This window comes from Planococcus sp. S3-L1 (assembly GCF_030063085.1).
Taxonomy (GTDB): domain Bacteria; phylum Bacillota; class Bacilli; order Bacillales_A; family Planococcaceae; genus Planococcus; species Planococcus kocurii.
The window spans coordinates 85,012-108,777 of record NZ_JASISN010000010.1; the positions used below are offsets into that span (position 1 = coordinate 85,012).

The 23,766-nt window shown below is 41.9% G+C and carries 24 protein-coding genes; 13 read left to right on the plus strand and 11 right to left on the minus strand.

Annotated features, from left to right (window positions below; translation table 11 throughout):
• The first annotated feature begins 81 nt into the window (after positions 1–81).
• Positions 82–570: a hypothetical protein gene (locus QMF37_RS11060; protein WP_283478341.1), complete on the plus strand. Its 489-nt coding sequence runs from the start codon at positions 82–84 to the stop codon at positions 568–570.
• A gap of 362 nt (positions 571–932) precedes the next feature.
• Here QMF37_RS11060 and QMF37_RS11065 read toward each other — a convergent pair whose 3' ends face one another.
• A complete protein-coding gene (locus tag QMF37_RS11065; protein ID WP_283478342.1) occupies positions 933–1,055 on the minus strand; it encodes a hypothetical protein in 123 nt (40 codons plus the stop codon).
• A 177-nt stretch (positions 1,056–1,232) separates the two neighbouring features.
• Positions 1,233–1,769: a dihydrofolate reductase family protein gene (locus QMF37_RS11070; protein WP_283478343.1), complete on the minus strand. Its 537-nt coding sequence runs from the start codon at positions 1,767–1,769 to the stop codon at positions 1,233–1,235.
• A 228-nt stretch (positions 1,770–1,997) separates the two neighbouring features.
• Here QMF37_RS11070 and QMF37_RS11075 point away from each other — a divergent pair, with 228 nt between their 5' ends.
• On the plus strand, positions 1,998–2,990 hold the full coding sequence (locus QMF37_RS11075; protein ID WP_283478344.1) for an EAL domain-containing protein: 993 nt from the start codon (positions 1,998–2,000) through the stop codon (positions 2,988–2,990).
• Positions 2,991–3,108: 118 nt separating this feature from the next.
• A complete protein-coding gene (locus QMF37_RS11080; RefSeq protein ID WP_058383975.1) occupies positions 3,109–3,468 on the plus strand; it encodes a potassium channel family protein in 360 nt (119 codons plus the stop codon).
• A 47-nt stretch (positions 3,469–3,515) separates the two neighbouring features.
• Here the strand turns inward: QMF37_RS11080 and QMF37_RS11085 are convergent, their stop codons facing one another.
• The 4 genes from QMF37_RS11085 to QMF37_RS11100 all read right to left on the minus strand — a co-directional run bounded on the left by QMF37_RS11085 (position 3,516) and on the right by QMF37_RS11100 (position 7,330).
• Positions 3,516–4,523: a FecCD family ABC transporter permease gene (locus QMF37_RS11085; RefSeq protein ID WP_071152888.1), complete on the minus strand. Its 1,008-nt coding sequence runs from the start codon at positions 4,521–4,523 to the stop codon at positions 3,516–3,518.
• Positions 4,520–5,518, minus strand: a complete 999-nt coding sequence (locus QMF37_RS11090) for a FecCD family ABC transporter permease (protein ID WP_283478345.1) — start codon at positions 5,516–5,518, stop codon at positions 4,520–4,522. The genes QMF37_RS11085 and QMF37_RS11090 overlap by 4 nt, the downstream gene beginning before the upstream one ends.
• 88 nt (positions 5,519–5,606) lie before the next feature.
• Complete coding sequence (locus QMF37_RS11095; RefSeq protein ID WP_071152886.1) at positions 5,607–6,533, minus strand: iron-hydroxamate ABC transporter substrate-binding protein; 927 nt, start codon at positions 6,531–6,533, stop codon at positions 5,607–5,609.
• Positions 6,534–6,538: 5 nt separating this feature from the next.
• Positions 6,539–7,330, minus strand: coding sequence for an ABC transporter ATP-binding protein (locus QMF37_RS11100; RefSeq protein ID WP_058383979.1), 792 nt, complete (start codon positions 7,328–7,330; stop codon positions 6,539–6,541).
• Between the two features lie 131 nt (positions 7,331–7,461).
• Between QMF37_RS11100 and QMF37_RS11105 the strand changes: the two genes are divergently transcribed.
• A complete protein-coding gene (locus QMF37_RS11105; protein WP_283478346.1) occupies positions 7,462–8,511 on the plus strand; it encodes an NAD(P)/FAD-dependent oxidoreductase in 1,050 nt (349 codons plus the stop codon).
• 174 nt (positions 8,512–8,685) lie between these two features.
• Here the strand turns inward: QMF37_RS11105 and QMF37_RS11110 are convergent, their stop codons facing one another.
• Both QMF37_RS11110 and QMF37_RS11115 read right to left on the minus strand, forming a co-directional pair.
• The gene (locus QMF37_RS11110) at positions 8,686–9,867 is read right to left on the minus strand and encodes an MFS transporter (RefSeq protein ID WP_283478347.1); all 1,182 of its coding nucleotides are present in this window, start codon (positions 9,865–9,867) and stop codon (positions 8,686–8,688) included.
• 99 nt (positions 9,868–9,966) lie between these two features.
• A complete protein-coding gene (locus QMF37_RS11115) occupies positions 9,967–10,311 on the minus strand; it encodes a heme oxygenase (protein ID WP_149456868.1) in 345 nt (114 codons plus the stop codon).
• A 159-nt stretch (positions 10,312–10,470) separates the two neighbouring features.
• Between QMF37_RS11115 and QMF37_RS11120 the strand changes: the two genes are divergently transcribed.
• Positions 10,471–11,283, plus strand: a complete 813-nt coding sequence (locus tag QMF37_RS11120; protein ID WP_283478348.1) for a PP2C family serine/threonine-protein phosphatase — start codon at positions 10,471–10,473, stop codon at positions 11,281–11,283.
• Here the strand turns inward: QMF37_RS11120 and QMF37_RS11125 are convergent.
• On the minus strand, positions 11,277–11,870 hold the full coding sequence (locus QMF37_RS11125) for a histidine phosphatase family protein (protein WP_283478349.1): 594 nt from the start codon (positions 11,868–11,870) through the stop codon (positions 11,277–11,279). The genes QMF37_RS11120 and QMF37_RS11125 overlap by 7 nt on opposite strands.
• Before the next feature lie 160 nt (positions 11,871–12,030).
• Between QMF37_RS11125 and QMF37_RS11130 the strand changes: the two genes are divergently transcribed.
• Entirely contained in the window at positions 12,031–12,600 is a 570-nt protein-coding gene (locus QMF37_RS11130) for a class I SAM-dependent methyltransferase (RefSeq protein WP_283478350.1), read from the plus strand.
• 87 nt (positions 12,601–12,687) lie between these two features.
• Here the strand turns inward: QMF37_RS11130 and QMF37_RS11135 are convergent, their stop codons facing one another.
• Positions 12,688–13,914: a dicarboxylate/amino acid:cation symporter gene (locus QMF37_RS11135; RefSeq protein WP_283478351.1), complete on the minus strand. Its 1,227-nt coding sequence runs from the start codon at positions 13,912–13,914 to the stop codon at positions 12,688–12,690.
• 307 nt (positions 13,915–14,221) lie between these two features.
• On the opposite strand from QMF37_RS11135, the gene QMF37_RS11140 reads away from it, so the two are divergent.
• Entirely contained in the window at positions 14,222–15,142 is a 921-nt protein-coding gene (locus QMF37_RS11140; protein WP_283478352.1) for an NADP-dependent oxidoreductase, read from the plus strand.
• 44 nt (positions 15,143–15,186) lie between these two features.
• On the opposite strand, the gene QMF37_RS11145 is transcribed toward QMF37_RS11140, so the two are convergent.
• Positions 15,187–16,038 carry a MurR/RpiR family transcriptional regulator gene (locus tag QMF37_RS11145; RefSeq protein ID WP_071152878.1) on the minus strand — a complete coding sequence of 284 codons (852 nt, stop codon included), beginning with the start codon at positions 16,036–16,038 and terminating at the stop codon, positions 15,187–15,189.
• 126 nt (positions 16,039–16,164) lie between these two features.
• On the opposite strand from QMF37_RS11145, the gene gnd reads away from it, so the two are divergent.
• The 6 genes from gnd (at position 16,165) to QMF37_RS11175 (ending at position 23,763) form a co-directional block, all read left to right on the plus strand.
• Positions 16,165–17,049, plus strand: a complete 885-nt coding sequence (gnd, locus tag QMF37_RS11150) for a phosphogluconate dehydrogenase (NAD(+)-dependent, decarboxylating) (protein WP_058383989.1) — start codon at positions 16,165–16,167, stop codon at positions 17,047–17,049.
• Positions 17,050–17,143: 94 nt separating this feature from the next.
• Positions 17,144–18,484: a GntT/GntP/DsdX family permease gene (locus QMF37_RS11155; protein ID WP_283478353.1), complete on the plus strand. Its 1,341-nt coding sequence runs from the start codon at positions 17,144–17,146 to the stop codon at positions 18,482–18,484.
• A 66-nt stretch (positions 18,485–18,550) separates the two neighbouring features.
• A complete protein-coding gene (gntK, locus tag QMF37_RS11160) occupies positions 18,551–20,095 on the plus strand; it encodes a gluconokinase (protein ID WP_283478354.1) in 1,545 nt (514 codons plus the stop codon).
• 866 nt (positions 20,096–20,961) lie between these two features.
• Positions 20,962–22,632: an FAD-binding dehydrogenase gene (locus QMF37_RS11165; protein WP_283478355.1), complete on the plus strand. Its 1,671-nt coding sequence runs from the start codon at positions 20,962–20,964 to the stop codon at positions 22,630–22,632.
• Positions 22,622–23,053, plus strand: a complete 432-nt coding sequence (locus QMF37_RS11170; RefSeq protein WP_078080785.1) for a DUF4181 domain-containing protein — start codon at positions 22,622–22,624, stop codon at positions 23,051–23,053. The genes QMF37_RS11165 and QMF37_RS11170 overlap by 11 nt, the downstream gene beginning before the upstream one ends.
• Positions 23,054–23,295: 242 nt before the next feature.
• Positions 23,296–23,763 carry a DUF4181 domain-containing protein gene (locus QMF37_RS11175; RefSeq protein ID WP_283478356.1) on the plus strand — a complete coding sequence of 156 codons (468 nt, stop codon included), beginning with the start codon at positions 23,296–23,298 and terminating at the stop codon, positions 23,761–23,763.
• Positions 23,764–23,766 lie beyond the last annotated feature (3 nt).

Genomic DNA, 23,766 nt, shown 5'->3' on the forward strand with positions numbered 1-23,766 from the left:
GTTTACATATCATCAGATTATCGGAAGAGAAGGAGCTAATAAGCTTTTCTCTTCTAAACATTCAAGAATGGGGAAGTTTTTATGAGAAAGTTGCTGCTTTTTTTGTATATTGTTTCTTTGCTAGCAGTTTTAATTGGATTCTATGGAATGAACATCTTCACTGAATCTATTGAAGAAGATGGCACTGGCGGTGGTAATGGTAACCCAGCACTGTTTATTCTAGTTTTCCTCATGCCATTTCTCTTTTATTTTTTATATGGCACTACAAAACTTTCGATGCGGTTTGTAGAAAGATATAAAAAGAGACGAACTCTTGTTATTAGCTTAGTATTCAGTGTTATAGCAGCAGTAAGCATAGGTTTTTACACTTTTTTTAAAGCTCAAGCTTTACGAAACGAAATCATACAGAGACAAGAGAATTTTGATGATGTTTCTCAGATTTCTTTATGGAATACCTTTTCGAACTCTGTTTTTTTTAATCCATTGACTTTTATTCTGGTTATATTAGTTTGTTATATTTCTGGTGTTATTTGGAATATTAGTAAAAACCGTAGAAAGAAAATACTTTAAACTAAAAAAGAGCGCTTAATCGATTAATTTCGATAGCGTTCTTTTTTAGTTTAAATTTCTCTGGCTGTGACTTTAACTTATTAGCAAGTAAGTTACAGTCCAAAACAGAGATAACTCCCGAATGGCCAAACAGCTGATTGAGGGTTATTCCATACGTTGTCGTTAACCTTTTACTAGGTTGGAACTGTTTTTTCTCGTCTTGTTTCTCATCGTATTCTTGCATTAGGGAAGGAATATCCGTCTGAAGAGCTGCAGCTAACAATTTTAAGCTTTTCAATGTCACATTCTGATTACATTTTCAATACGAGATACCACGTTTTGCTTAGTATGCATACGTGAAACAACTTCGCTTTGCGTAAGGCCTAACGAATTCTGAGTTGAATAATATTCCGAGCGATTGTATATTCCAATTCACTGTCCGCCCACTCCTTGGCAAATTCCGGATCTTTTAAGTTTTGTACTACGTAGCTTTCCAGAAAATTCATGTTGAATCCCTCCCTTTTTGTCGTAAACAATCATCTCGATAGTGTTTGGTGCGCTCGATTTCATTCTGCGGTGTTTTTTTGAGTTTTTTTCGGAAACTATTCAGCAAAATGAATTTCTAGATTGCAATATTAAATGCAACAAAACATGTGCGAAATAGCAACTAAAGTGACAGGCTACTATTTATCCGGTGTGTAACTGGCAATTAAGACGCCAGAATCTGTTGAACGGATGTTCTTGAGATTGAACATTTTCTGATCAGCATTTTCTTTAAACAGCCGCTTGCCTTCACCTAATACGAGCGGGAATGTCATTAAATGTAGTTCATCAATTAAATCGTGTTTGAGCAAAGATTCAATGAGTTCTGCACTGCCGTAGACTACTAAACGCTGACCTGTTTTTTTCAATTTGCTGACTTCTTGCGGTATGTCGCGGGTAATCAAGCGGGCATTCCACTCTGTGCGCTTCAAGGTAGTAGAAACCACATACTTTGGTAATTTGTTGATTCGTTCTGCAAATTCCTCTTCATCTTCTGCTGCTGGCCATGCTGCAGCAAATCCTTCGTATGTGACTCGGCCAAGTAGAAGTGCGTCACTCCTAAATAACAGTTCCAACTGGAATTTAGCTAACTCATCATCCCAGTAGGGTGCAGTCCAAGAAGGTTCTTCCATAACTCCATCAAGTGTTACATACATCACGACAACAATTTTTCCCATAATCATTCTCCTTTGTGAATGAAGTAAGAGCGGATGAACAAAAATCTATGTATTAGAAATAATTCTAGCTCAATAGAATATCTCCTTTAAACTGATAAAGGTAGACTGTCGCTGCCAAACGGTTGAAAACATTATAATAAAGAAAAATTGGGTTTATTTATAAAATATTAACAGTTTTTAGTATTTTTAAAGTAAACTATAACTACTGTAAAAGAGGAGTGATAAGTTATGCAATGCAATAGCTGCGCAGTGGCGGCCATCAAATTTGAAATTAAGCTGGAAGGAGAAACTAATCTTTCGGCGTTGCAGATAGTTGTAGATCATTTGAACAGAAGAGAAATAGAAGTTGTGCAAAAAAAAAATAAGCTACAAATAGATGAAAAAGGTGCTAGAGAATTTCTCGATTTTTGCAGTGATTTACTAGATGTAAATCAAGTGATGTTCCGTATTAACCAAGAGACATGGCAGCCGTTAGAAGGCATGCCTGCGGTGTTTGCAACTGAATGGATCGACGAGGTCATTAAAGAACAACGACTCATTTGTCATTATCAGCCAATAGTAGATGCAGATGAAAACATTTTTGCTTATGAAATGTTGGCGCGTTTTCAACACAAAGACGGTTCGATGATTTATCCAAACGAAATTTTTCCAGCAGCTAAGACCCGTGGACGTTTATATGCATTAGACCGAGTCTGTAGAATGACTGCGGTAAAATATGCAGCAGCACTCGACGGAGAAAAAGCATTCATTAACTTTATTCCGACTTCGATTTATTCGCCCGAATTTTGCTTACGTTCAACTATTGAATTAGCTGAGCAATTGGATGTAAATCCAAAATCTCTAGTGTTTGAAGTGGTGGAGACTGAGAAAGTAGACGATCTTAATCATTTAAAGAAAATCTTGCGCTACTATAGAGATAGAGGATTTGATTACGCATTAGATGACGTGGGTGAAGGCTATAGCACGATTGAGTTACTAGCCGACTTAAAGCCAAATTACATGAAGTTAGACATGCAATATGTCTTTAATGTTGCTGAAGATACAGAAAAGCAAAAAGTCGCAAAGCGATTTTTAGAAAAAGCTCAAGAAATCGGCTCTGTTCCGTTAGCAGAAGGAATTGAAACACAAGCGGATTTTGAATGGCTGAAAAAGCTCGGCTATCAATTGTTCCAAGGCTATTATTTTGGTAAGCCAGCAGCAAAACCTTTGTCTAAAATGTAAACAAAAATTTGAACAAAAGCCCAACAGCCACATACGATTGTTGGGCTTTTGTAAAAAAAAACGTATACTGTAGAAATGCTAAATTTTTAACTTAGCAATAGAAAGAGGGAAGACGAAGATGATATCGTTTGTTTTAACGTTAAGACGAATGCTAAAAACTTTTTTTCAATTAATTCGAAACAAAGAGTTCCAAGTACTACTCGGGTTAACAATCATGATGTTAGTATCCGGCACTATTTTCTATTCAACTGTAGAAGGATTCTCTGTAGTGGATGCATTGTATTTTAGTGTAACGATTTTGACAACAGTTGGTTCGGCTACGCTAGAGCCTTCAACGGACTTCGGTAAAATTTTCACGATTTTTTATACGATTACCGGAATCGGGGTCATGTTGAGCCTGATTTTGCAATTGTCTATTCAAATGCGCAATGAAAAAAAGCGACCAGTTGTAAAAGACGAAACAATAGCTCCAAAATAAATCACAAAAACACACAGCAAGCTTCGTTTATGAAGCTTGTTGTGTGTTTATTTTTTTAGTAACAGATAAACGAAATAAGGAGCTCCGATCAACGCAGCCATAATACCTGCTGGAATACCAGAAGGTTCGAGCAAATTCCGTCCGATGGTATCAGCTAGCAGCAGCAACCAGCCACCGATTAAAATGGCGAGCGGCAAGAATAGTTGATGCCGCGGTCCGACAATGGCTTTCGCAATATGTGGTGCCATCAAGCCGATAAATGCGATTCCACCGGTAACAGAAACTGCAGATGCGGCTAGAGCGACAGCAGCTAGTAGCAAGATTATGCGTTCTTTTTCAATAGAGACACCAATGCCTACAGCCACCGGATCACTAAGACCAAGAACATTCATGCGATTTGCTTTGTATAAAGTGAAAGGAATTAATACGACTAGCCAAGGGAGAATAGCCAAGATGAATGGCCAATCCGCCCCCCAAATACTACCGGCTAGCCAGTTGGCAATAAAATCGACTTTTTCCGGTTCAGCAGAAGATATTAGTACAATCATAACGCCAGACAATGCCATCGAAAAACCAATTCCGACTAGCACTAAACGAATAGGTTGCAGCCCCGTACTGCGAGAGTATGAAAATGCATAAATCAAGACAGCAGTTAAAAGTGCTCCTCCAAAGGCAACGATAGGAAGCAAATAAGCAAACGCACCAGCTTCTACAGGAACAAATAAGAAGAACACTGAAATGGCAACACCGGCACCTGAATTGATACCGATAATGCCAGGATCTGCAAGGTCGTTGCGTGTGATGCTTTGCAAAATAGCTCCAGACAAAGCCAATGCCATTCCGGCAAGCAAGGTGATTAAAATACGTGGCAGCCGGATGGAAAACAGGATAAATTCTTCTTTAAAAGTGCCTTCTCCTAATAGTGCAGGCACTAAGCGGTCATAGGAGATAGGAGAATAACCTAAGCCAATACTCGTGATGGCAGTCAACAAGATTAACGTCAGTAATAGGTAATACGAAATTCGTTGTTTTTTTCGTAAGCTTGGATGAATCATGCGAATGCTTTGCCTCCTTTACGGACAATAACGAGGAAGAAAGGCAAACCGATAATCGCAATAATTGCTGCGACTGGCGTTTCAAACGGTGCATTGATTGTTCGGCCGATCAGATCAGCCAACAGCATGAAAATGGCTCCAGCTACTGCAGACATGGGGATGATAAACCGATAATCAGTCCCCACAATGGCGCTTACGACGTGAGGAATCATTAAGCCGATAAAGGCCATATTACCAGCAAGTGCAACAGCAGCCCCCGCAAGTAATGTGATGATAACAAAGAGAATGGCTTTGATTTGTGCTGTTTTCTGCCCAAGACCGATGGCGGTTTCTTCGCTCAAACTGAGAATGGTCAATTGCCGTGACAGCAATATAGCAATCAATAAAGACACAGCGATAAAAGGAACAACTACTTGCAGTTGTCCCCAGGAGGTACCGATCAAACCGCCTGCTGTCCATTGTGAAATGTTTTTAGAGATATTAAAGTAAAGACCAATGCCTTCCGCAATCGCTGTCAGAAACGCAGATATGGCCGCACCAGCGAGCACGATACGAAATGGCGAAAACCCACCTTTTTTAGCAGCACCAATCCCGAACACTAACGCTGCACCGACTGCCGCACCGATAAAGCAAGCAATCATGATGCCGAAATAATTAGCAGCAGGAACAAACGCTAAAGTAAATGCAAGCGCAGCATTCGCACCAGCTGTTAAGCCGAGTAGCCCAGGGTCAGCGAGCGGGTTGCGAGTCATGCCTTGCATCATGGCACCCGAAACGGCGAGTGCCGCGCCAACAAAAACAGCAGCAATTTCACGAGGCAGTCGAATTTCGCGAATTACCCCGATGCCATCACTAGAAGAAGTCGAAAACAAAGCGAGTGCGACTTCTTTTAAGCTAATATCTGCTGCGCCGAAAATCAATGAAACAATTAAGGTTAGTACAAGTAAGGCTAGACTCAACGTTAATTTAATTGAGAAGGGAATTTTAAGTGTCATTGTCATCATCTTTTCCTAAGAATAAAAGAGGGATTCTTCAGCAGAATCCCTCTTTTTTGTTAGATACGTTAAACCCATCGATGTTCCATCACTTACCTAAAAAGTTTTCAATAAAGAATTCCAATTGGTATTCCAGTGTAATCGGATCATTAAAATAAAATTCTTTGGCATTGGCCACAAAAATCTGTCCGTTTTTGGCAGCAGGTGTATTTTTGTACAGGTCTGTTTCCTGGAACGAATTATCCTGTGTGCTGTCTTTGCTAAAGATGACATAGTCGCCCATGTATTCCGGTAATACTTCTTGTGACAACATGTAATAACCGTCCGCTAACGCCATTTCTTCCACTTTTGCAGGCATTTTTAGTTTCATTTCTTGATAAAGAATTTCTGTTCCGCGGCCCCAGTTGTCGCCGAAAACATACAGTTGCTTGTCAAAGTTTTCAATAACCGAAACGGTTGCATCTTCACCGATTTCAGCGCGGATGTCTTCTCCCGCTTGCTGTGCGCGTTCTTGGAAGTCGGTAATCCAAGTTTGTGCTTCTTTTTCTTTATTGAGGACTTTACCGATTTCAAGGTGTTGCTCCAAATAACCCAATTTGCCATAAGTAAAAGTAACAGTCGGTGCGATTTTGCTTAATTTGTCGATGTTATTAATGGTTGAACCACCAATGATCAAGTCCGGCTCTAATTCAATGATTTTCTCAAGGTCTGTATCTGCCACTTCTTCTACATCTACTAACTTTTCTTCAAAACGCGGGTTGTTTTTTGACCATGAATCGACGCCTACTAAAGGAACGTCTAGAGACATCACGTCACCGCTATACGTGGAAAGAACAATAACGCGTTGTGGATCCGCAGGAACTTCAACAGGACCGCTTTCAGATTCATATGTAATTGTATCAGGAGCTTTGTCACTTTCTCCAGCAGTCGTTTCCTCAGCAGTGGACTCAGAATTACAGGCACCCAGGATTAGCAGTAACGTAAATAAGAATAGCGGTAAAATAATTTTTTTCATATCGGTTAAACTCCTTTAACTAAGTTGTATGTTATGCACATCGGTTTTTGTGTTCGCGGATCGAGCCCGATGTCAGCGTCGATGCGGAATACTTCTTTTAGAACAGGTTGAGTAATGACTTCATGGCAGTTGCCAGATTTAATGATTTGTCCGTCTTTCATGGCGATGATGTGGTCTGCAAAACGTGCTGCTTGGTTCAGGTCGTGGAGCACCATGATAATGGTCCGCTCTTGTTCCCGGTTTAGCTGCTGAAGCAGTTCGAGAATTTCCAATTGGTGAGCCATATCCAAGTATGTGGTAGGCTCGTCTAGAAAAATCATTTCGGTTTCCTGTGCCAGAGCCATGGCAATCCAGACGCGCTGGCGTTGGCCACCCGATAAAGCGTCAACCGGATGATATTTGAAAAATTGCGTGCCGGTGACGTCAAGCGCCCAGTTGATGATTTCATAATCTCTTTTAGAAAGTCGGCCAAAGCCTTTTTGATAAGGAAATCGTCCGTAAGAAACTAGCTCGCCAACGGTTAATCCGGCGGCACTATCTGGCGTTTGAGGAAGAATCGCCATTTTTTTGGCTAGCGACTTCGTATTCTCCTGTGCAATATTACTACCGTCTAATACGACTGTTCCGGATTGATGCGGAATCACACGAGTAATCGCTTTTAGCAGCGTTGATTTGCCGCAGCCATTCGAACCAATAATCGTCGTAATTTTTTTGTCTGGAATTTGGACAGTCAAATCTTTGACAATCAAGCGGTCTCCATAGCTAATAGTTAGCTCCTCGGTGAACAAACGCACCATCCAAAAAACCTCCTAATTTAAATTTATTATCTTTTTCATTGATAATGATTATCATTTTCAGTACAATCAATACTATAAGACTAAATTATAAGGTTGTCAATAGAAATACAATGCGATAGGAGTGAAGATAGATGGTGGAAAAAGAGCTTTTTGATGTAACGATTATAGGTGGAGGTCCTGCGGGTTTATATTCAGCCTTTTATAGTGGGTTACGAGAAATGAAAACCAAGCTTGTTGAATTTCAGCCACAATTGGGCGGTAAAATTCATGTGTACCCGGAGAAGATGATTTGGGATGTAGGAGGACAGCCACCAATTCAAGGAGCAAAGCTTATTGATCAACTAGTTGCACAAGGGCTAACCTTCCAACCAGAAGTCGTATTGAATGAAAAAATAGAGGCTATAGCGAAAAATGAGAATGGTTTTTTTGAACTAATTGGCTCTTCCGGCCAGATTCATTTATCAAAAACGGTTATTGTAGCTGTGGGTGGAGGTATTTTGAACCCTCAAAAGCTGAAGATTGAAGGGGCCGAACGTTTTGAAATGTCGAACTTGAATTATACGGTCAAATCCCTTGAACGATTCAAAGACAAGACCGTTCTCATTTCGGGCGGTGGAAATTCGGCAATCGATTGGGCCAATGAGCTGGAGCCACTTGCCAAACAAGTGTATGTCACTTATCGGAAACCAGAGCTTGCCGGACACGAAGCGCAGGTGACACAGTTGATGAATGGATCGGCTATTTGTTGCCTTCATACGAATATCACACGCTTGATCGCTTCAGATGATCGAGATGTCATTGAATTTGTCGAACTCACTCATCAGGGAACAAAAGAAATACAGCTGTTGCCAATCGATGAAATGATTATCAACCACGGGTATGAACGCGACATTAGTTTACTCGGCAACAGCCCATTGAACATTGAAGTTGCCGATGATTATTACATCGCAGGTACGTCGAATAGTGAATCTTCAGAGGAAGGTCTTTTTGCAGCCGGTGACATTCTGCAGCATGAAGGGAAATTAAATTTGATTGCTGGGACATTCCACGATGCGGCAAATGCAGTCAACAAAGCCAAGCAATATATCCAGCCGGAAGCGAATAAAATCGCAATGGTTTCTTCTCACAATGAAGTGTTCAAAAAACGCAACAAAGAATTGGTTAAGCAACTGTTAGTATGAGAGGGTAGAAGTTAGTCGACGTCTATCTTTCATCGTTAAATTGGGAAATATCTATTTTATCCATTGTCGGCAACAATTCAAAAAACAGACGGAGAAAAAGTATTCTTTTTCTCCGTCTGTTCTATTTTAGACGCTTATGTGACAGCCTCTTTTTTAATTATTTATACCCTAATGCTACTGCATCAGCTCGTTCTTTTTACCGTGCAATACATAATATAAAAATGCAGTTGCAAGTACCACAAACCCTAGTATTCCATAGAGTGAGTTATAGCCAATTACCGGAATGATAAAGCCGAGAAGATAGGGGCCAAAACCTAATCCAGCGTCCATCGCAATGAAAAATGTTGAAGTGGCAAGCCCCATACGATGCGTGGGTGTCAGTTTGATCGCGACAGCTTGAGTGGTTGACTGCATATTACCAAATCCTAATCCAATTAAAGCACCTGCGACCAATAATCCGGTGCTGCTACTGGAGACGTTTAATAAAAACAATCCCGCTGCAAAAATAACGAACGCTGGATACATAATAAAATTAGCACCTTTTAGATCCATAAGCCGTCCAGTAAATGGACGAGATAGCAAAATCGCAATTGCATAAACCAAGAAGAAGTAACTAGCAGCTTGTACAAGGTTTTCTTCCATCGCATAAAAATTGATAAATGATAGGACGCTTGAATAACAAAGCGCAACCACTAAACAAACGATGGCAATAGGAACTGCTTTCAGTTCAACAAATTCCGAGATTTTAAACCCTTTCGTAACGTTCTTTGTTAGTGGTACTTCAACTGGTGGTACATAAACTAACAAAGAGACGACTAGGCTGACCACACCAAGAGCTAGACAAACAGAGAAGATCATTTCATAGCTGCTATATTGACTCAACATCAAGCCAATAAATGGTCCAAAAGCAGCTGCCAATGTTGAGCTCATACTAAAATAGCCGATGCCTTCACCTTTACGGGTCATGGGAATAATTTGTGCAACAATTGTTCCTGCAGCGGTACTCGCCATTCCCAAAGTCATGCCGTGAAGAAAGCGGTTGGCCATTAAAAACGGCAGTCCAAAATTTAAGAAGTAAAAAAAAGTTGTCAATGTAAACAAGGTCGTGCCGATAATCAGCGTTTTTTTACGGCCAATTTTATCGATGCTGCGGCCAATAAAAATTCGACCCGTCAGTGCACCTAAGATGAATATGCCTGTCACTAGTCCAGCTTCGCTTGTTGAAGCGCCGTATTCTGCAACCGCATAAACAGCGATGGTTACCATCAATAAATAAAAAATAAGGATTAAAAAGAAATTCACTAACGAAGTGAGGATAAAATCTCTTGTCCATAAAGCAGGTTTTAAAGTGTTCAATAGAAATGCTCCTTGCTAAGTAAAATAATTCGTAAGGCTGGGAGGTAGATAGGCACAAAAGAAACAGACAGCCAACTCGAGGCTATCTGTTAGTTTTTATCAGTTTGAAGTTTTGGCTTCAAGTAGGCCAACGATTTTCGTAATAGTCAGTTGACTGCCAAGCATTGGCGATTCTTTTTTCGGTTCGTTGCTGTCAGCACTTGCTGCAGGACGTTTATGTGCTTCTTTAAAGACGTCGCTCGTTTTCCATGCTTCATAATTTTCAAGAGTCTCCCAGTACATACTGACATTCAATTCATCGTACTCAGTCGAATCTTGTGTAATTGCGACTTCAACTTTTATAAATCCGTCCATTTCCTGTAAAGCACCAGGGCGTGAAAAGTTAGGCGCCATTTTTTCTGCGAATCCGGATTTCATTTTGATGCGGTTGGTTACGATATACATGAAGAATCTCTCCTTTTGCGTTCGAATTTGAGTTGCTCACTGCTATTCACTTTATCACATTTTGGATATAAATGTCTGTGCTGTTAGTACCGAATTCTTTTTCTATTTAATTTACTAGCCGTCATTTATAATTGAAAGAATAGGGAAAGAGGGATTTTCATGCCACGTCAAAGAGAAATCATCAGTTGGGTAGGGAGCAATAACGCTTATATCGATCAACTAGACATTCAGCAATTCAACCATTTGATACTCGGCCGGTTTGGCGGAAATTCTACAGCTGGCCAAGTTAAAAATGAAGACGGTTGCTTGATTTGGATGGACGAAAAAGAAGATTGGGAATTTGTTATGATTTTGGATGCCCATCGTTCAGCTGAAAGTGCTGAATTGGTTGTTAGGCAATTTCAAAAAAATATGAGTATTGTCGCTTCTTTACTATCTGGTAAGGTTAGTGTTGGGGTTTTTAGTGAATTAGAAAAAAGGTTGCTGCAACTATTTCAAGAAGACAGTTTTTTAGAGGCATGTCGTCGTGTTGAAGGCGAGACAGCCTGTCTAATTGCGGTGAGAAAAGAAAAGTACCTTTACTGGTTTTCTGTCGGTGATTGCCTACTATACTTGTTTCATCCCGAATTGATCGATTTTGGACAGTATCAGCTTAACCAACGACAATTTTATGAATGGATTGGACAAGTAAATACTTTTGAACAAGCGGTGCCCAGTTTTAGTAGCGGTGTCCGAGAATTACGGCAAGGAGAAAATCAGCTCTTGCTGACGACAGATGGACTGGTAGAATGTCCTGGCGCCGTATTTTCTGAACCCGACAGTATTTGGCAACAATGTAAGGACACCGCTACCACTGATAGCGTAAGTGCTCTACTCGCTACAATTCAAAAAAACCACGTTCGTGACAGCACGACAGTGGTTTCATGGAAAGTAACTATTGCAGAAGCAGCAAGTTATGCTAGCAATCAATAGCTTTCGCTTTTTACTAAGTGCGTTGTGCAGTTAAATAGAGAGCAACTCCATTGATTTTCAGTATTCGTTAATAACGTGATAGAGGTGTTATCCATAGACGTTTTTTGGAACGTTTCAGGCATTAGTTTTTGCAACGTTAGACCAATCAAAGCGCCATGGCTGACAAGCAATACACGTTGATCACTGAAATGTTCTAAGACATCTTGAACACATGCCAGTCCTCTTGCAGCAGCGTCTTCCAAGTTTTCCATCGCTAAATCTAAGGTACGCCAATCGGCTCCCCATTTTTCAAGACGTTCCTCTTCTGTTGTGCCTTCGATTTTGCCACCACTTCGCTCACGCAGCCGTGGTTCAAAATGATGAACGGGTAAACCAAGCGTGTTACCAATAATTTCAGCGGTTTCTTTAGCACGTGCTAAATCACTAGAGATAATGACGTCCCATTCTTCTTCAGAAACGAGTCGTTCTGCAAGTGACGCGGCTTGTTGTCTGCCGGTTTCATTGAGGGGAACGTCTGCAGAACCTTGCGCTATGCCTTGTATGTTCCAATCTGTGATGCCATGCCGTACCAATCCAATAGTCGTCATTCAAGTCAACTCCTTTGTTATCCTCTGTAATAGGATAACTGAAAGAGATCGGATACAACAAGGCGAATAGGTTAGGAGAAAGATTGAGAATCGATTTATCCTAGCGAATGACTTGTTGCTTTCTAAGTAAAAAAAAAGATTTTAATAGAGGTGGGTTCAGATGAAAAAAGTAGCATATGATGGGTATTATAAAGAAGAAAACTATTTTGGAAACCCTTATCCAGGACTACTGGAATTTTTCTCGACTTTTCAACCTAAAGGAACTGTTGTTGATTTAGGTTGTGGGCAAGGAAGAGATGCATTGTCACTAGGTGAGCTTGGTTACAACGTAATTGGAATTGACCATTCGGTTGTTGGTATTGAACAGTTGAATCGAGAAGCTAAGAAGAGAGAGTTAACTGTAGAAGGAATAGTTGGTGATGTATACACATATCAAATTTCAAAAGATGTCGATGTTGTGTTACTAGATTCGATGTTGCATTTTTACAAAAATGATTTAAAAAAAGAAACCGAATTGGTAGAGATGATCCTTACTCAGCTTAAAGAAGGCGGAGTTTTCGTGAACTGTATCATTAAAGGCGATAAAGGTGAAAAGATTTTAAAGGAAATTATTGACGAGTCGCCATCTGAATGGGAAATCCTTATCGATGAATATACAGACTACCGTGAAGCGAGTGTTGACTATCATCTGCTTGCTGTTAAAAAAGGAAAGCCTAGTAAAAATTTGTAGAACATACTAGCAACTTGTAGAAATACATTAAAAAAATCCCCTGAACTGAGCACTAGCTCAGTTCGGGGGATTTTATCTATTTAGCAGTCAGGATACAGTTTGTCGTTTCTTTTCATTTTTATCAATCACTGTCGTACCTACTAGGTCTCCCGTAACGTTAAGCCCTGTAGCACCCATTCCGACAATTGCATCAATAGCTGTTAGTAATGCGACAGCTTCTATTGGCAATCCCAGCTGGACGAATACGGTAGCAATCATGACAATCCCAGCACCTGGAACACCAGCAGTTCCGATTGATGCCAGTGTACCGACAAGGACAACCATGAGCATTTCAGAAAGACTCAGTGGGTCTCCAACAAGATTTGCTGCGAAAACGGCAGAAACGGCAATTCGTATTGCTGCGCCGTCCATATTGATCGTGGCACCGAGCGGTAAACTAAAGCCGTATAAACTTTTTGATAATCCTAAGTTTTTAGCAGCATTCAAAGTTAATGGCAACGTACCAGAACTGCTTTGTGTCACAAACGCAGTCAACATCGGCGTCCGTGCTTGTTTGAAAAATTCTAACGGATTCACTTTAAACACGAATAGAAGCAATACATAGAGCAGGATTTGAACAAGTAATGCGGCATATAACACTAAAATCATCTCACCTAGGGAAAATAACGTATCTAAGCCTTGGCTTCCAACGGTTTTTGCCATAATAGCAAAAATCCCAATCGGTACATACTGCAGAATCGCTTTCAGTACGATCAACGTCATTTCATTTAGTGCATTAACGGTTTTGTACAAATGCTCGCCTAAGCTTCCCAATTCAGTGGAATTGCGCATGTAAGACAATGCAATGCCAAAAGCAAAAGCGGTAAAAATAATGCCGAGCAAGTTAAGCTCAGTAAAAGCTGTGAAAATATTAGAAGGAACAATGTTTAATAGCACATTGATGACTCCTGGGTTTTCTGGAACATCAAAGGTTTCATTGCCTTGTAATTGCATTCCCATGCCAGGCTGTAACAAGCTAGCCACTGCAAGGCCCACAATAATGGCAAAAGCAGAACTCAATGTGTAGTAAATAAACACTTTTCCACCCATTCGTCCAAGATCCCCAATGGATGATTGGTTAATGCCGACCATCATTGTGAAAAGAATTAACGGAATGATTAAGAAAGTTAACAAGTTCAGTAACAAATCACCAAGCGGAGCCAAAACAGCCGCCTGCTCTCCAAAAATTAGTCCAACGGCAACGCCGAGTATAAGTGCAATTGTGATTTTTAAAATCAATGATGTCGTAAGGTATCGATTCCATACAGCTTTCATATTTTCACTCCTATTTTCAATTACTGTTAATCCTTATAAAATCTATCGGGATTCATTTCATTAATTTATAACAGTCTATAGCTTAATGTCAAAGCATCTGTTTGCATGATCAATAGAATTCGTGACTGACAAGCACTGAGTTGCTCACTAACGATTTTCAATGACATTATTTTTTCAATAAAAGTTCATAAAATTTGAATCATAAGATTTTGTTGAGATACTAGTAAGTATAATGATTTTTAGTTTGAATATTCAAATAAATTAAGTCGATTGATTATCTATTCAAAGACTAGAGAGGATGGAGAAGATGAAAGCTTACGTCAGAACAAGTGCGTCAACTCAGGAAGTTGAATTACAGGAACTAGCAATTCCTAAAATAACTGAAGCCGAAGTGCTGGTAGAAATTCAAGCTTTTGGAGTAGGGATGCATGATCGGTATGTTGTTCCTCCGAATGCGACCTTTCCTTATGTGATTGGATCTGAAGCAGCGGGTGTCATTATAAAGATGGGGAGTGAAGTTTCCGGTTTTGGACTAGGCGATCGAGTGATTTTGTCGAGTAGCTTTCAACTAAAAGGCGGATGCTGGGCACAATACGCGGCTGTTTCGTGTGAGATGCTTGTAGCAATGCCCCATAGCATTAGTTTTATTCAAGGTGCAGCCATCCCAGTAGCCGGAAAAACCGCTTTAGAAAGCTTGCGGACTCTTGACCTTAAACCAGGAAATACGTTATTTGTAGCTGGGGCTTCAGGAGCAATTGGAACAATCGTGATTCAATTGGCGAAAAACCGAGGGATTCGAGTAATTGGTTCTGCCTCCAGCAAAAATCATCCACACTTACTGTTACTTGGAGCTGAAAAAGCAGTTGATTATTCAATTGCTGAATGGAAAGATCAAATCAAGCAATGGATGCCAGAAGGAGTAGACGCAGCTTTAGCTATTCACCGCGGAACGAGCAAAGATAGTATGGATATAGTAAAAACTGGCGGAAAAGTAGTAACGGTTTCAGGTGACAAAGTAGATTCGGAAAGAGAGACTAAAGTAGAGCAAATGCAGCATCAACTCAGCATACAAGAGGCAGTAAACATGCTAATTCAAGATATGGTAGAAAAAAAGCTCCATCTAGTAATAGAACACGTCTACTCATTTGAACAAGCACTGGATGCGTTACAGAAAACAGAGACAGGACATGCCAGAGGAAAGCTTGTTGTTTCTATGGAAGAAGCCTGATTAAAAAAAGCTCGCTCCTATCAAAAGGAGCAAGCTTTTTGTTGTTATAACCGTTTGTGAGCCATCGCTTCGCGCATATCTTGAAGTGCTTTTTTGCCGTCAGTGCCGCGAGCAATCATTAAATTGGTATAAAGCGCATCGATCAAACTCAGTTGGGCGATACGGGAAGCCAATGCTTCAGAACGGAAATCAGTTTCTTCTGAAACGGTATAAAGAGCGATGTCCGCTTCCTTAGACAAAGGCGATTTAGCAAAATTTGTGACAGAGATAATAGTAACGCCTTTTTCCTTCAACACATGAAGAACGTCAAGAATATCAGTAGTCGAACCTGAATGAGAAATAACAATCGCCACATCATCTGATTGCAGTTGAGAAGCGGCCATCAGTTGCATATGAGAATCCAAATTCATAGAAACGTGAAGGCCTAAACGAACAAATTTATGGTAGCCGTCCATCGCGACCATAGCAGAACCACCATTGCCATAAAAGTCGATCTTTCGAGCATGCATCAGTTTATGGGTCGCCTGTTCCATCGCTTCTGCATCCACAATTTGAAGCGTATCTTCAAGCGTTTTGATGTTAGAACGGAATACTTTTTCGGTGACAACGCGAATGCTGTCGCCTTCTTCAATTTTTTCGTGAATATCTTTTAAAGGCGCTACGACTTCCGCAGCAAGCGAAATTTTAAATGCTTGGAAACCTTTAAAGCCGATTCGTTGGCAAAAGCGGAAAATAGTCGATTCAGCTAATCCCAACTCATCCGCGATTTGATTGATGGTCAAATGAATAATGTTTTTTGGATCATGTAAGACATAATCGGCAATCTTTTTTTCTTTTTCACTAAAATGGCGGTAACTACCGCGTATGGCAGCCAGCGCAAATTGCTGTTCTTTCATACTCCGCGCCTCGTTTCTGTCTAAATAGTTTCGTCTATTATACAATAACATGTTGCGTGCGGAAAAATATTTGATACAATGAACTTAATAAAGAAAAAAATTCTTTTTTATGAGGAGGATTCTACAATGGAAATTGGGATTATAGGGTTAGGCAAGATGGGATTAAATCTTGCACTGAATATAGTGGATCACGGCCATGAGGTAATCGGCTATGACAGCCATACCGAAATCAAAGAAAGCGGTTTCACACAAGTTTCTTCTATTGAAGAAATGGTCAAGCAACTAGAAGCACCGCGCACGCTGTGGTTGATGGTACCTGCAGGCGAAATTACAGAAACAGTTATCGAGCAATTAATCCCTTTGCTTGAAGAGGGAGATGCCATTATTGATGGTGGAAACTCGAATTACAAAGATACATTACGACGCGCGGCGATTTTAAAAGAACATAATATGTTCTTCTTTGATTGCGGAACGAGTGGTGGAACAGATGGAGCACGTCATGGTATTTGTTCGATGATTGGTGGCGACGCAGAGAAGTTCAAAACCATCGAGCCCCTTTTAAAAGACATTTCTGTAGAAGACGGTTATTTGTACACGGGTGAAGCAGGTAGTGGGCATTTCTTGAAAATGATTCACAACGGTATTGAATACGGCATGATGCAGTCAATTGCCGAAGGCTTTGATATTCTCAACAAAAGTCCATTTGATTATAACTTTGAGAAAGTTGCTGACGTTTGGAACAATGGCTCGATCATCAGCTCCTACTTAATGGAAATGACCAAAAATGCATTTTCCAAAGACGCGAAACTAGAGGGCATCAAAGGGGTGATGAACTCTTCAGGCGAAGGAAAGTGGACAGTGGAAACAGCACTCGACTTAAATGTACCAGCACCGGTAATTACCTTGTCACTTATGATGCGCTACCGTTCATTAGAAGACGATACTTTTGCAGGAAAAGTCGTAGCCGCACAACGCAACGAATTCGGTGGACACGCAGTAGAGAAGAAATAACTTTTACTTCGTGAAAAGAGACTCTTGTGAAAAAACAGAGTTAATTTACGGAGTATCCAACTATAAATTAGTTACACATTGAGGGGGAGAAAATTTGTCAGGTTCAACGTTGATTATGGTCGCACTTGCAGGTATATTCTTATTGCTATTTTTAGTTATTCGTACGAAATTACACGCTTTTGTAGCATTATTACTAGTCAGTTTATTGGTAGGTATTGCGGCGGGCATGCCACTTAACGAAGTCATTACATCCATTCAAAATGGTATGGGAGGCACACTAGGCTTTGTTGCTGTCGTAGTAGGTCTTGGTGCTATGTTCGGTAAAATGCTAGAAGTATCGGGTGGGGCAGAACGTTTGGCTTCTACGATGATTAGTAAATTTGGTGAAGACAAAGCACCATGGGCATTAGGGGTTACGGGATTTATTGTTGCGATTCCTGTATTTTTTGATGTTGGTTTTATCATCTTAGTACCAATTGTTTACGGTTTGGCTAGAAAAACAGGCAAGTCGCTTTTGCATTACGGAATTCCGCTACTTGCGGGTCTAGCCGTTACGCATAGCTTTATCCCACCAACTCCAGGACCGATCGCGGTTGCTGAACTGGTTGGGGCGGAACTTGGTTGGGTTATTTTGTTCGGTGTGCTTGCGGGGATTCCAGCGATGATTTTAGCAGGGCCAGTGTTTGGTCGCTTTATCGGCAAAAAAATTCATGTGTTAATTCCAGATTATATGGAACTTGAAAAAAAGGAATACGATAAAGAACTACCAAGTTTTGCGATGATCACTTCGTTGATTTCGATTCCACTTGTATTGATCCTATTAAATACGCTGTCAGCCGTCTTACTAGAAGAAGGCAATACCGTACGTGAGATTTTGACGTTCCTTGGTCATCCTTTCGTGGCGCTGACAATTGCTACGTTGCTGACGTTTTATCTACTTGGGACAAAACGTGGTTATTCGCGTCAAGAAGTACAAGACATTGCTACTAAAGCGCTTGAGCCTGCTGGGATTATCATCTTAGTCACAGGAGCAGGCGGCGTTTTCAAACAAGTATTAATCGACTCAGGAGTTGGTGCAGTACTTGGTGACATGATGGGCGATTCGGCGTTGCCGCCAATCGTTTTAGCATTCCTGATCGCCGCAGCAGTTCGTGTTGCGCAAGGATCTGCAACGGTTGCGATGGTAACAGCAGCGGGTCTGATCACGCCACTTCTTGAAATCGTTGGTATGACCGGACCTGCTCTCGGACTTATTGTTATTGCTATCGCTTCAGGCGCGACCGTGTTATCACACGTCAACGATTCTGGATTCTGGTTGGTTAACCGATATTTCGGAATGGACGTCAAGGATACCTTAAAATCCTGGACGGTTATGGAAACCATTATCGGGTTAACCGGTTTCGTGGTAGTGTTAATCATCAGCTTTTTTATCTAAATTAAACTTGAAAGAGAAAAAGGGGATTTCGCCTTTTTCTCTTCTTGTCTATAGAGGAGGGCTCTTATGCCTGAACAGTCATATTATCTTGGGGTAGACATTGGTACGACTTCCACCAAAGCGGTTTTATTTGATAAATCCGGTAAAATCCTAGCGGCAGACACGGTTTTTTATGCGCTCGAAACGCCAAATCCGTTAGTGGCCGAACAAGACCCAGAGGAGATTTTCCGAGCGGTGTTAAGTTCCGTTCGAAAAACCATCCGTAAAAGTGAAATCGATACGAATCAACTGAAACTCGTATCTTTTAGCTCAGCCATGCACAGTCTGATTGCAGTAGATGCTAAGGGGAATTTGCTAACGCAAAGCATCACGTGGGCCGACACAAGAAGTTCAAAACATGCGAAGTACATCAAAGAACGACTGAATGGCCACGAAATTTACTTACGCACAGGTACGCCCATTCACGCGATGTCACCACTATCCAAATTGTTGTGGTTAAAAGACGAAAAGCCGGAAGTTTTTGAGCAGGCTGCTAAGTTTATTGGCATTAAGGAATTTGTCTTTCAGGAATTGTTTGGAGAGTACGTTGTTGATCATTCAATTGCGTCTGCAACCGGATTATTTAATTTGCGGGAATTGGATTGGGACAAAGAGGCGTTGGGAGTAGCAGGTATCACGCCCGAGCAGTTGGCGCGACCGGTTCCGACAACCCATCAATTGACAGGTATCGACTCGGAACACGCCTTGTTTATGGGCATTCCTGAAGACGTTCCATTTATTATTGGCGCGAGTGATGGAGTGCTCGCAAATCTAGGAGTAGATGCCATCGAACCAGGTGTCCTAGCTGTAACAATCGGCACAAGTGGGGCCATCCGTACGGTCACGACCGAGCCGAAAACCGATCCAAAAGGACGGACATTTTGTTATGCCTTAACGGAAAATCATTGGGTAGTCGGCGGACCTGTCAATAATGGCGGTATCGTCTTGCGCTGGCTACGTGACGAGTTTGCTTCATCTGAAGTGGAAACCGCGAAGCGTCTCGGCATCGATCCGTACGATGTGCTGACGAAAATCGCTGAGACGGTCAATCCTGGAGCGGACGGCTTGCTGTTTCATCCCTATTTAACAGGAGAGCGAGCCCCTCTATGGGACGCGAATGCGCGTGGGTCGTTTTTTGGATTGAGCATTCATCATAAAAAGCAACATATGATTCGAGCTGTGTTAGAAGGCATTGTCTTTAATTTGTATACCGTCCTGCTGGCGGTCGAGGAATTGACCGGCGAGCCAACGCGTATCCAAGCATCTGGCGGCTTTGCTCGTTCAGGAATGTGGCGTCAGCTGATGGCTGATGTCTTCGATAAACCCGTAGTTATTCCCGAAAGCTTTGAAAGCTCGTGTCTCGGGGCAGTCGTTCTCGGCATGTATGCGATCGGCGAAGTTGATGATTTCAGTATCGTTTCCGAAATGATCGGCCAAACGCACACGCATGAGCCAGATGAAACGTCAGCTGGTATTTATCGTGAGCTCTTGCCGATTTATATCCGCTTGTCGCGCCTTTTAACAGCAGAATATGAGAGCATTGCCGATTTTCAACGAAAGCATTTAGAGTAAGTGCAACATCCTGGACCAGTCTTGCTGGTTTGGGGTGTTTTTTTGTCGATTTTCTTGTGGGTAGGTGCGGTTGTACACGATTTTTGAGGAATACGCACGTTCAAAGGAGAATACGCACGTTCAGCGGAAGATACGCACGTTCAGCGGAAGATACGCACGTTCAGCGGGAGATACGCGCGGTCAGCGGAAGATACGCACGTTCAGCGGGAGATACGCACGTTCAACGGAAGATACGCGCGGTCAGCGGAAGATACGCGCGGTCAGCGGAAGATACGCGCGTTCAGCGGAAGAATACGCACGGTCAGCGCAAGATACGCACGGTCAGCGGGAGATACGCACGTTCAACGGAAGAATACGCACGTTCAACGGAAGATACGCGCGTTCAGCGGAAGATACGCGCGTTCAGCGGAAGATACGCGCGGTCAGCGGAAGATACGCACGTTCAGCGGAAGATACGCACGTTCAACGGAAGATACGCGCGTTCAGCGGAAGATACGCACGGTCAGCGGAGAATACGCACGTTCAGCGGGAGATACGCGCGGTCAGCGCAAGATACGCACGTTCAGCGGGAGATACGCACGTTCAGCGGGAGATACGCACGTTCAACGGAAGATACGCACGTTCAGCGGGAGATACGCACGTTCAACGGAAGATACGCGCGTTCAGCGGAAGATACGCACGTTCAGCGGAGAATACGCACGTTCAGCGGGAGATACGCGCGGTCAGCGCAAGATACGCGCGTTCCAGCAAATTTAGTTGCATAGTAGATAGAACTATCAGAAAATAATGAAAAATATCTATAATTTTCCAAACGTACATGATACGATAAAACGAAAAACTCATTGAACATCAAAGGGGATGTCTAAATGGAACCAAGTGCGATTGTGGTAGGAGCAGGGCTTGCAGGGTTAGTGGCGGCTGCGGAAATCGCAGACGCTGGCAAAAAAGTGTTGTTACTAGACCAGGAGCCAGCAGCTTCTTTTGGCGGACAGGCGTGGTGGTCTTTTGGCGGACTGTTTTTAGTCGACTCACCGGAACAAAGGAGAATGGGCATTAATGATTCAAAAGAGTTGGCTTGGCAAGACTGGCTTGGGGCAGCTGGTTTTGATAAAGAGCAAGATGAAGATTATTGGGGCAAGAAATGGGCTGAAGCCTACGTAGACTTTGCAACCTATGAAAAACGAAACTGGCTTGCTGATATGGGCGTCAAATTTTTTCCTGTCGTTGGATGGGCAGAACGGGGTGGTTATTTAGCAGAAGGACATGGCAATTCTGTGCCGCGCTTTCATATCGTTTGGGGAACAGGACCGGGAATTGTCGCACCATTTGAGAGACGTGTTCGGGAACATATCAAGAATGGGTTAATCGATTACCAGCCACGGCACCGAGTAGATGAATTAATGATAAAAGGTGGGCGAGTAACAGGTGTGACAGGATCGTTATTAGAGACGAGTGATGTAAAGCGTGGAGAAGCCAGTTCACGAAACGTTGTCAGCAATTTTCGGTGTGAAGCAAAAGCGGTCATTATCACAAGTGGCGGAATTGGTGCCAACCATGAATTGATTCGAAAAAATTGGCCAAGTCGTTTGGGTATAGCACCAGAAACCATGCTCACAGGAGTGCCTGCGCACGTAGATGGACGCATGCTGGCTATTACCGAAAAAGCAGGTGGGCGAATCGTTAATCGTGACCGGATGTGGCATTACACTGAAGGCATTAAGAATTGGAACCCGGTTTGGAACAAACACGGCATCCGAATTTTGCCAGGTCCGTCTTCGATGTGGTTTGATGCAACAGGTAAACGCTTTTCTGCGCCTAATTTTCCAGGATTTGATACGCTCGGAACACTTGAGACTATCCAAAAAACGGGCTACAGTTATTCGTGGTTTATTTTGACGCAGAAAATTATTGAAAAAGAGTTTGCGCTATCAGGATCTGAGCAAAATCCTGACTTAACTGGCAAAAGCATTCCTCAAGTCTTGTCTCGAGTCCGCGCAGGAGCAACAGCACCGGTAAAAGCTTTTATGGATAAAGGCGAAGATTTTGTTGTCGCAGAGACACTGGAAGAGTTAGTCGCTCGTATGAACAAATTAACGGGGGAAAACTTATTGGATTTTGCTCGAATCAAGCAGCAAATTAGCGCGCGAGATGCGCAGCTCGATAATAAATTCTCTAAGGATTTGCAAATTACGGCGATGCGAGGTGCTCGAAATTATCGGGGAGACCGTTTAATTCGAGTAGCGGCACCGCATAAATTACTGGATCGTAAAAAAGGACCGCTTACTGCCGTTCGTTTACACATTTTGAGCCGCAAAACTTTAGGTGGTCTGCAAACGGATTTATCCGCACGAGTACTCGGTGATACCGGTCAACCGGTACCTGGACTCTATGCTGCAGGAGAAGTTGCCGGATTTGGTGGCGGGGGTATCCATGGATATCGCTCATTAGAAGGAACTTTTCTTGGTAGCTGCCTGTTTTCTGGGAGAGTAGCGGGGAGAGCGGTGGCGAGCGAAGGAGGTGCTGAGAGTGATTGTTGAAGATGTTGGATGGCGGATTTTCCTTTTCCTACTTGGAGTCGTATCGAGTATCTTTTTAGTCAACATGTTGTTAAGGAAAATTCTTGGAGTGGAGAGAAAAGCATTTTTTTCAGACACTCGCGTAAATGATGTGCATAAAAAATGGGATCGGATATTGAATGGCCTCTCAGCAGTAATAGTCTTTATCATATCGCTTGTAGCGATCAATTATGGTCCAGCAGCCTTTTTTTATGTTCTACTGGTTTCTGTGCTGTTGGGGATTATACAGCTATTGGTCCGTTTAGGATTTGAAAAAAAACATGCTGAAAATCCCAATGACTATTTGTATACGCTATTGGAATCGGTAACTGGAACCATTATTTTAATTACTTTTGGGGTGAGTTTATTTCCAGACTACCTTTCGGTGGTGTTTAATATCTAAGGTAGATACGCCCAGTAGCTGAAAGTAGGTTCTGGGTGTTTTTTTGTCGTACCTTAATATATTAGAATAAAACCGTTCAGTACGCTTTAGGGGGCTTGTGTAGGCGTAAGAAAAATACACCCATACATGAGCCTTTACTGACAAGATAAAAAGAATTATCAGAAAATATCTATAATTTTCCATACGCTCGTGATACGATAAAAGACATTACAATATTACTCAACTTCGAAGGAGATATCTAAATGGAATTCAGTGCGTTTGTAGCGGGAGTCCATCTTGCAGCTGTAGTCGGGAGTGAGCTTTCTGAAAGTGAAGTGGCGCTTCGGTTTATCTTTTTCGTAGGTGGAAGCATAGCCAGTATTTACCTAGTGGACAAGGTTCTAAAGAAAATTCTCAAAACAGAAAAAAACAAATCGTCTACGGATAGTTATGTAAACGATCTTCACAAAAAGTGGGACAAAATCATTAGCCTCTGGTCAGGTATTGCTTTGACAGTCATAACGTTTATCCTTTTCAATACGAATGCATCTATAAATTTGTTTCTTTTGCTACCAGTCGCAGCCTTACCATTTTTACCGACAATTATCAAGGTTGGATTTGAGAAAAAATATGCAGAGAACCCCAATGATTATCTGTATACCTTATTGGGATTAGGAATGTCTAGCGGGATTATCATTACGTTGTTGCTGATCTTTTCGCCAGGAATCTAAGCT

Excerpts from the sequence above, each read along its gene's own strand:
- gnd (WP_058383989.1), top strand. The coding sequence starts at position 16,165 with ATGGAAATTGGGATTATAGGGTTAGGCAAGATGGGATTAAATCTTGCA.
- QMF37_RS11125 (WP_283478349.1), bottom strand. The coding sequence starts at position 11,870 with ATGACGACTATTGGATTGGTACGGCATGGCATCACAGATTGGAACATA.
- QMF37_RS11130 (WP_283478350.1), top strand. The coding sequence starts at position 12,031 with ATGAAAAAAGTAGCATATGATGGGTATTATAAAGAAGAAAACTATTTT.
- QMF37_RS11115 (WP_149456868.1), bottom strand. The coding sequence starts at position 10,311 with ATGTATATCGTAACCAACCGCATCAAAATGAAATCCGGATTCGCAGAA.
- QMF37_RS11085 (WP_071152888.1), bottom strand. The coding sequence starts at position 4,523 with ATGATTCATCCAAGCTTACGAAAAAAACAACGAATTTCGTATTACCTA.
- QMF37_RS11175 (WP_283478356.1), top strand. The coding sequence starts at position 23,296 with ATGGAATTCAGTGCGTTTGTAGCGGGAGTCCATCTTGCAGCTGTAGTC.
- QMF37_RS11070 (WP_283478343.1), bottom strand. The coding sequence starts at position 1,769 with ATGGGAAAAATTGTTGTCGTGATGTATGTAACACTTGATGGAGTTATG.
- gntK (WP_283478354.1), top strand. The coding sequence starts at position 18,551 with ATGCCTGAACAGTCATATTATCTTGGGGTAGACATTGGTACGACTTCC.
- QMF37_RS11145 (WP_071152878.1), bottom strand. The coding sequence starts at position 16,038 with ATGAAAGAACAGCAATTTGCGCTGGCTGCCATACGCGGTAGTTACCGC.
- QMF37_RS11165 (WP_283478355.1), top strand. The coding sequence starts at position 20,962 with ATGGAACCAAGTGCGATTGTGGTAGGAGCAGGGCTTGCAGGGTTAGTG.
- QMF37_RS11060 (WP_283478341.1), top strand. The coding sequence starts at position 82 with ATGAGAAAGTTGCTGCTTTTTTTGTATATTGTTTCTTTGCTAGCAGTT.
- QMF37_RS11100 (WP_058383979.1), bottom strand. The coding sequence starts at position 7,330 with ATGGTGCGTTTGTTCACCGAGGAGCTAACTATTAGCTATGGAGACCGC.
- QMF37_RS11095 (WP_071152886.1), bottom strand. The coding sequence starts at position 6,533 with ATGAAAAAAATTATTTTACCGCTATTCTTATTTACGTTACTGCTAATC.
- QMF37_RS11120 (WP_283478348.1), top strand. The coding sequence starts at position 10,471 with ATGCCACGTCAAAGAGAAATCATCAGTTGGGTAGGGAGCAATAACGCT.
- QMF37_RS11105 (WP_283478346.1), top strand. The coding sequence starts at position 7,462 with ATGGTGGAAAAAGAGCTTTTTGATGTAACGATTATAGGTGGAGGTCCT.
- QMF37_RS11065 (WP_283478342.1), bottom strand. The coding sequence starts at position 1,055 with ATGAATTTTCTGGAAAGCTACGTAGTACAAAACTTAAAAGATCCGGAA.
- QMF37_RS11080 (WP_058383975.1), top strand. The coding sequence starts at position 3,109 with ATGATATCGTTTGTTTTAACGTTAAGACGAATGCTAAAAACTTTTTTT.
- QMF37_RS11075 (WP_283478344.1), top strand. The coding sequence starts at position 1,998 with ATGCAATGCAATAGCTGCGCAGTGGCGGCCATCAAATTTGAAATTAAG.
- QMF37_RS11135 (WP_283478351.1), bottom strand. The coding sequence starts at position 13,914 with ATGAAAGCTGTATGGAATCGATACCTTACGACATCATTGATTTTAAAA.
- QMF37_RS11090 (WP_283478345.1), bottom strand. The coding sequence starts at position 5,518 with ATGACACTTAAAATTCCCTTCTCAATTAAATTAACGTTGAGTCTAGCC.
- QMF37_RS11140 (WP_283478352.1), top strand. The coding sequence starts at position 14,222 with ATGAAAGCTTACGTCAGAACAAGTGCGTCAACTCAGGAAGTTGAATTA.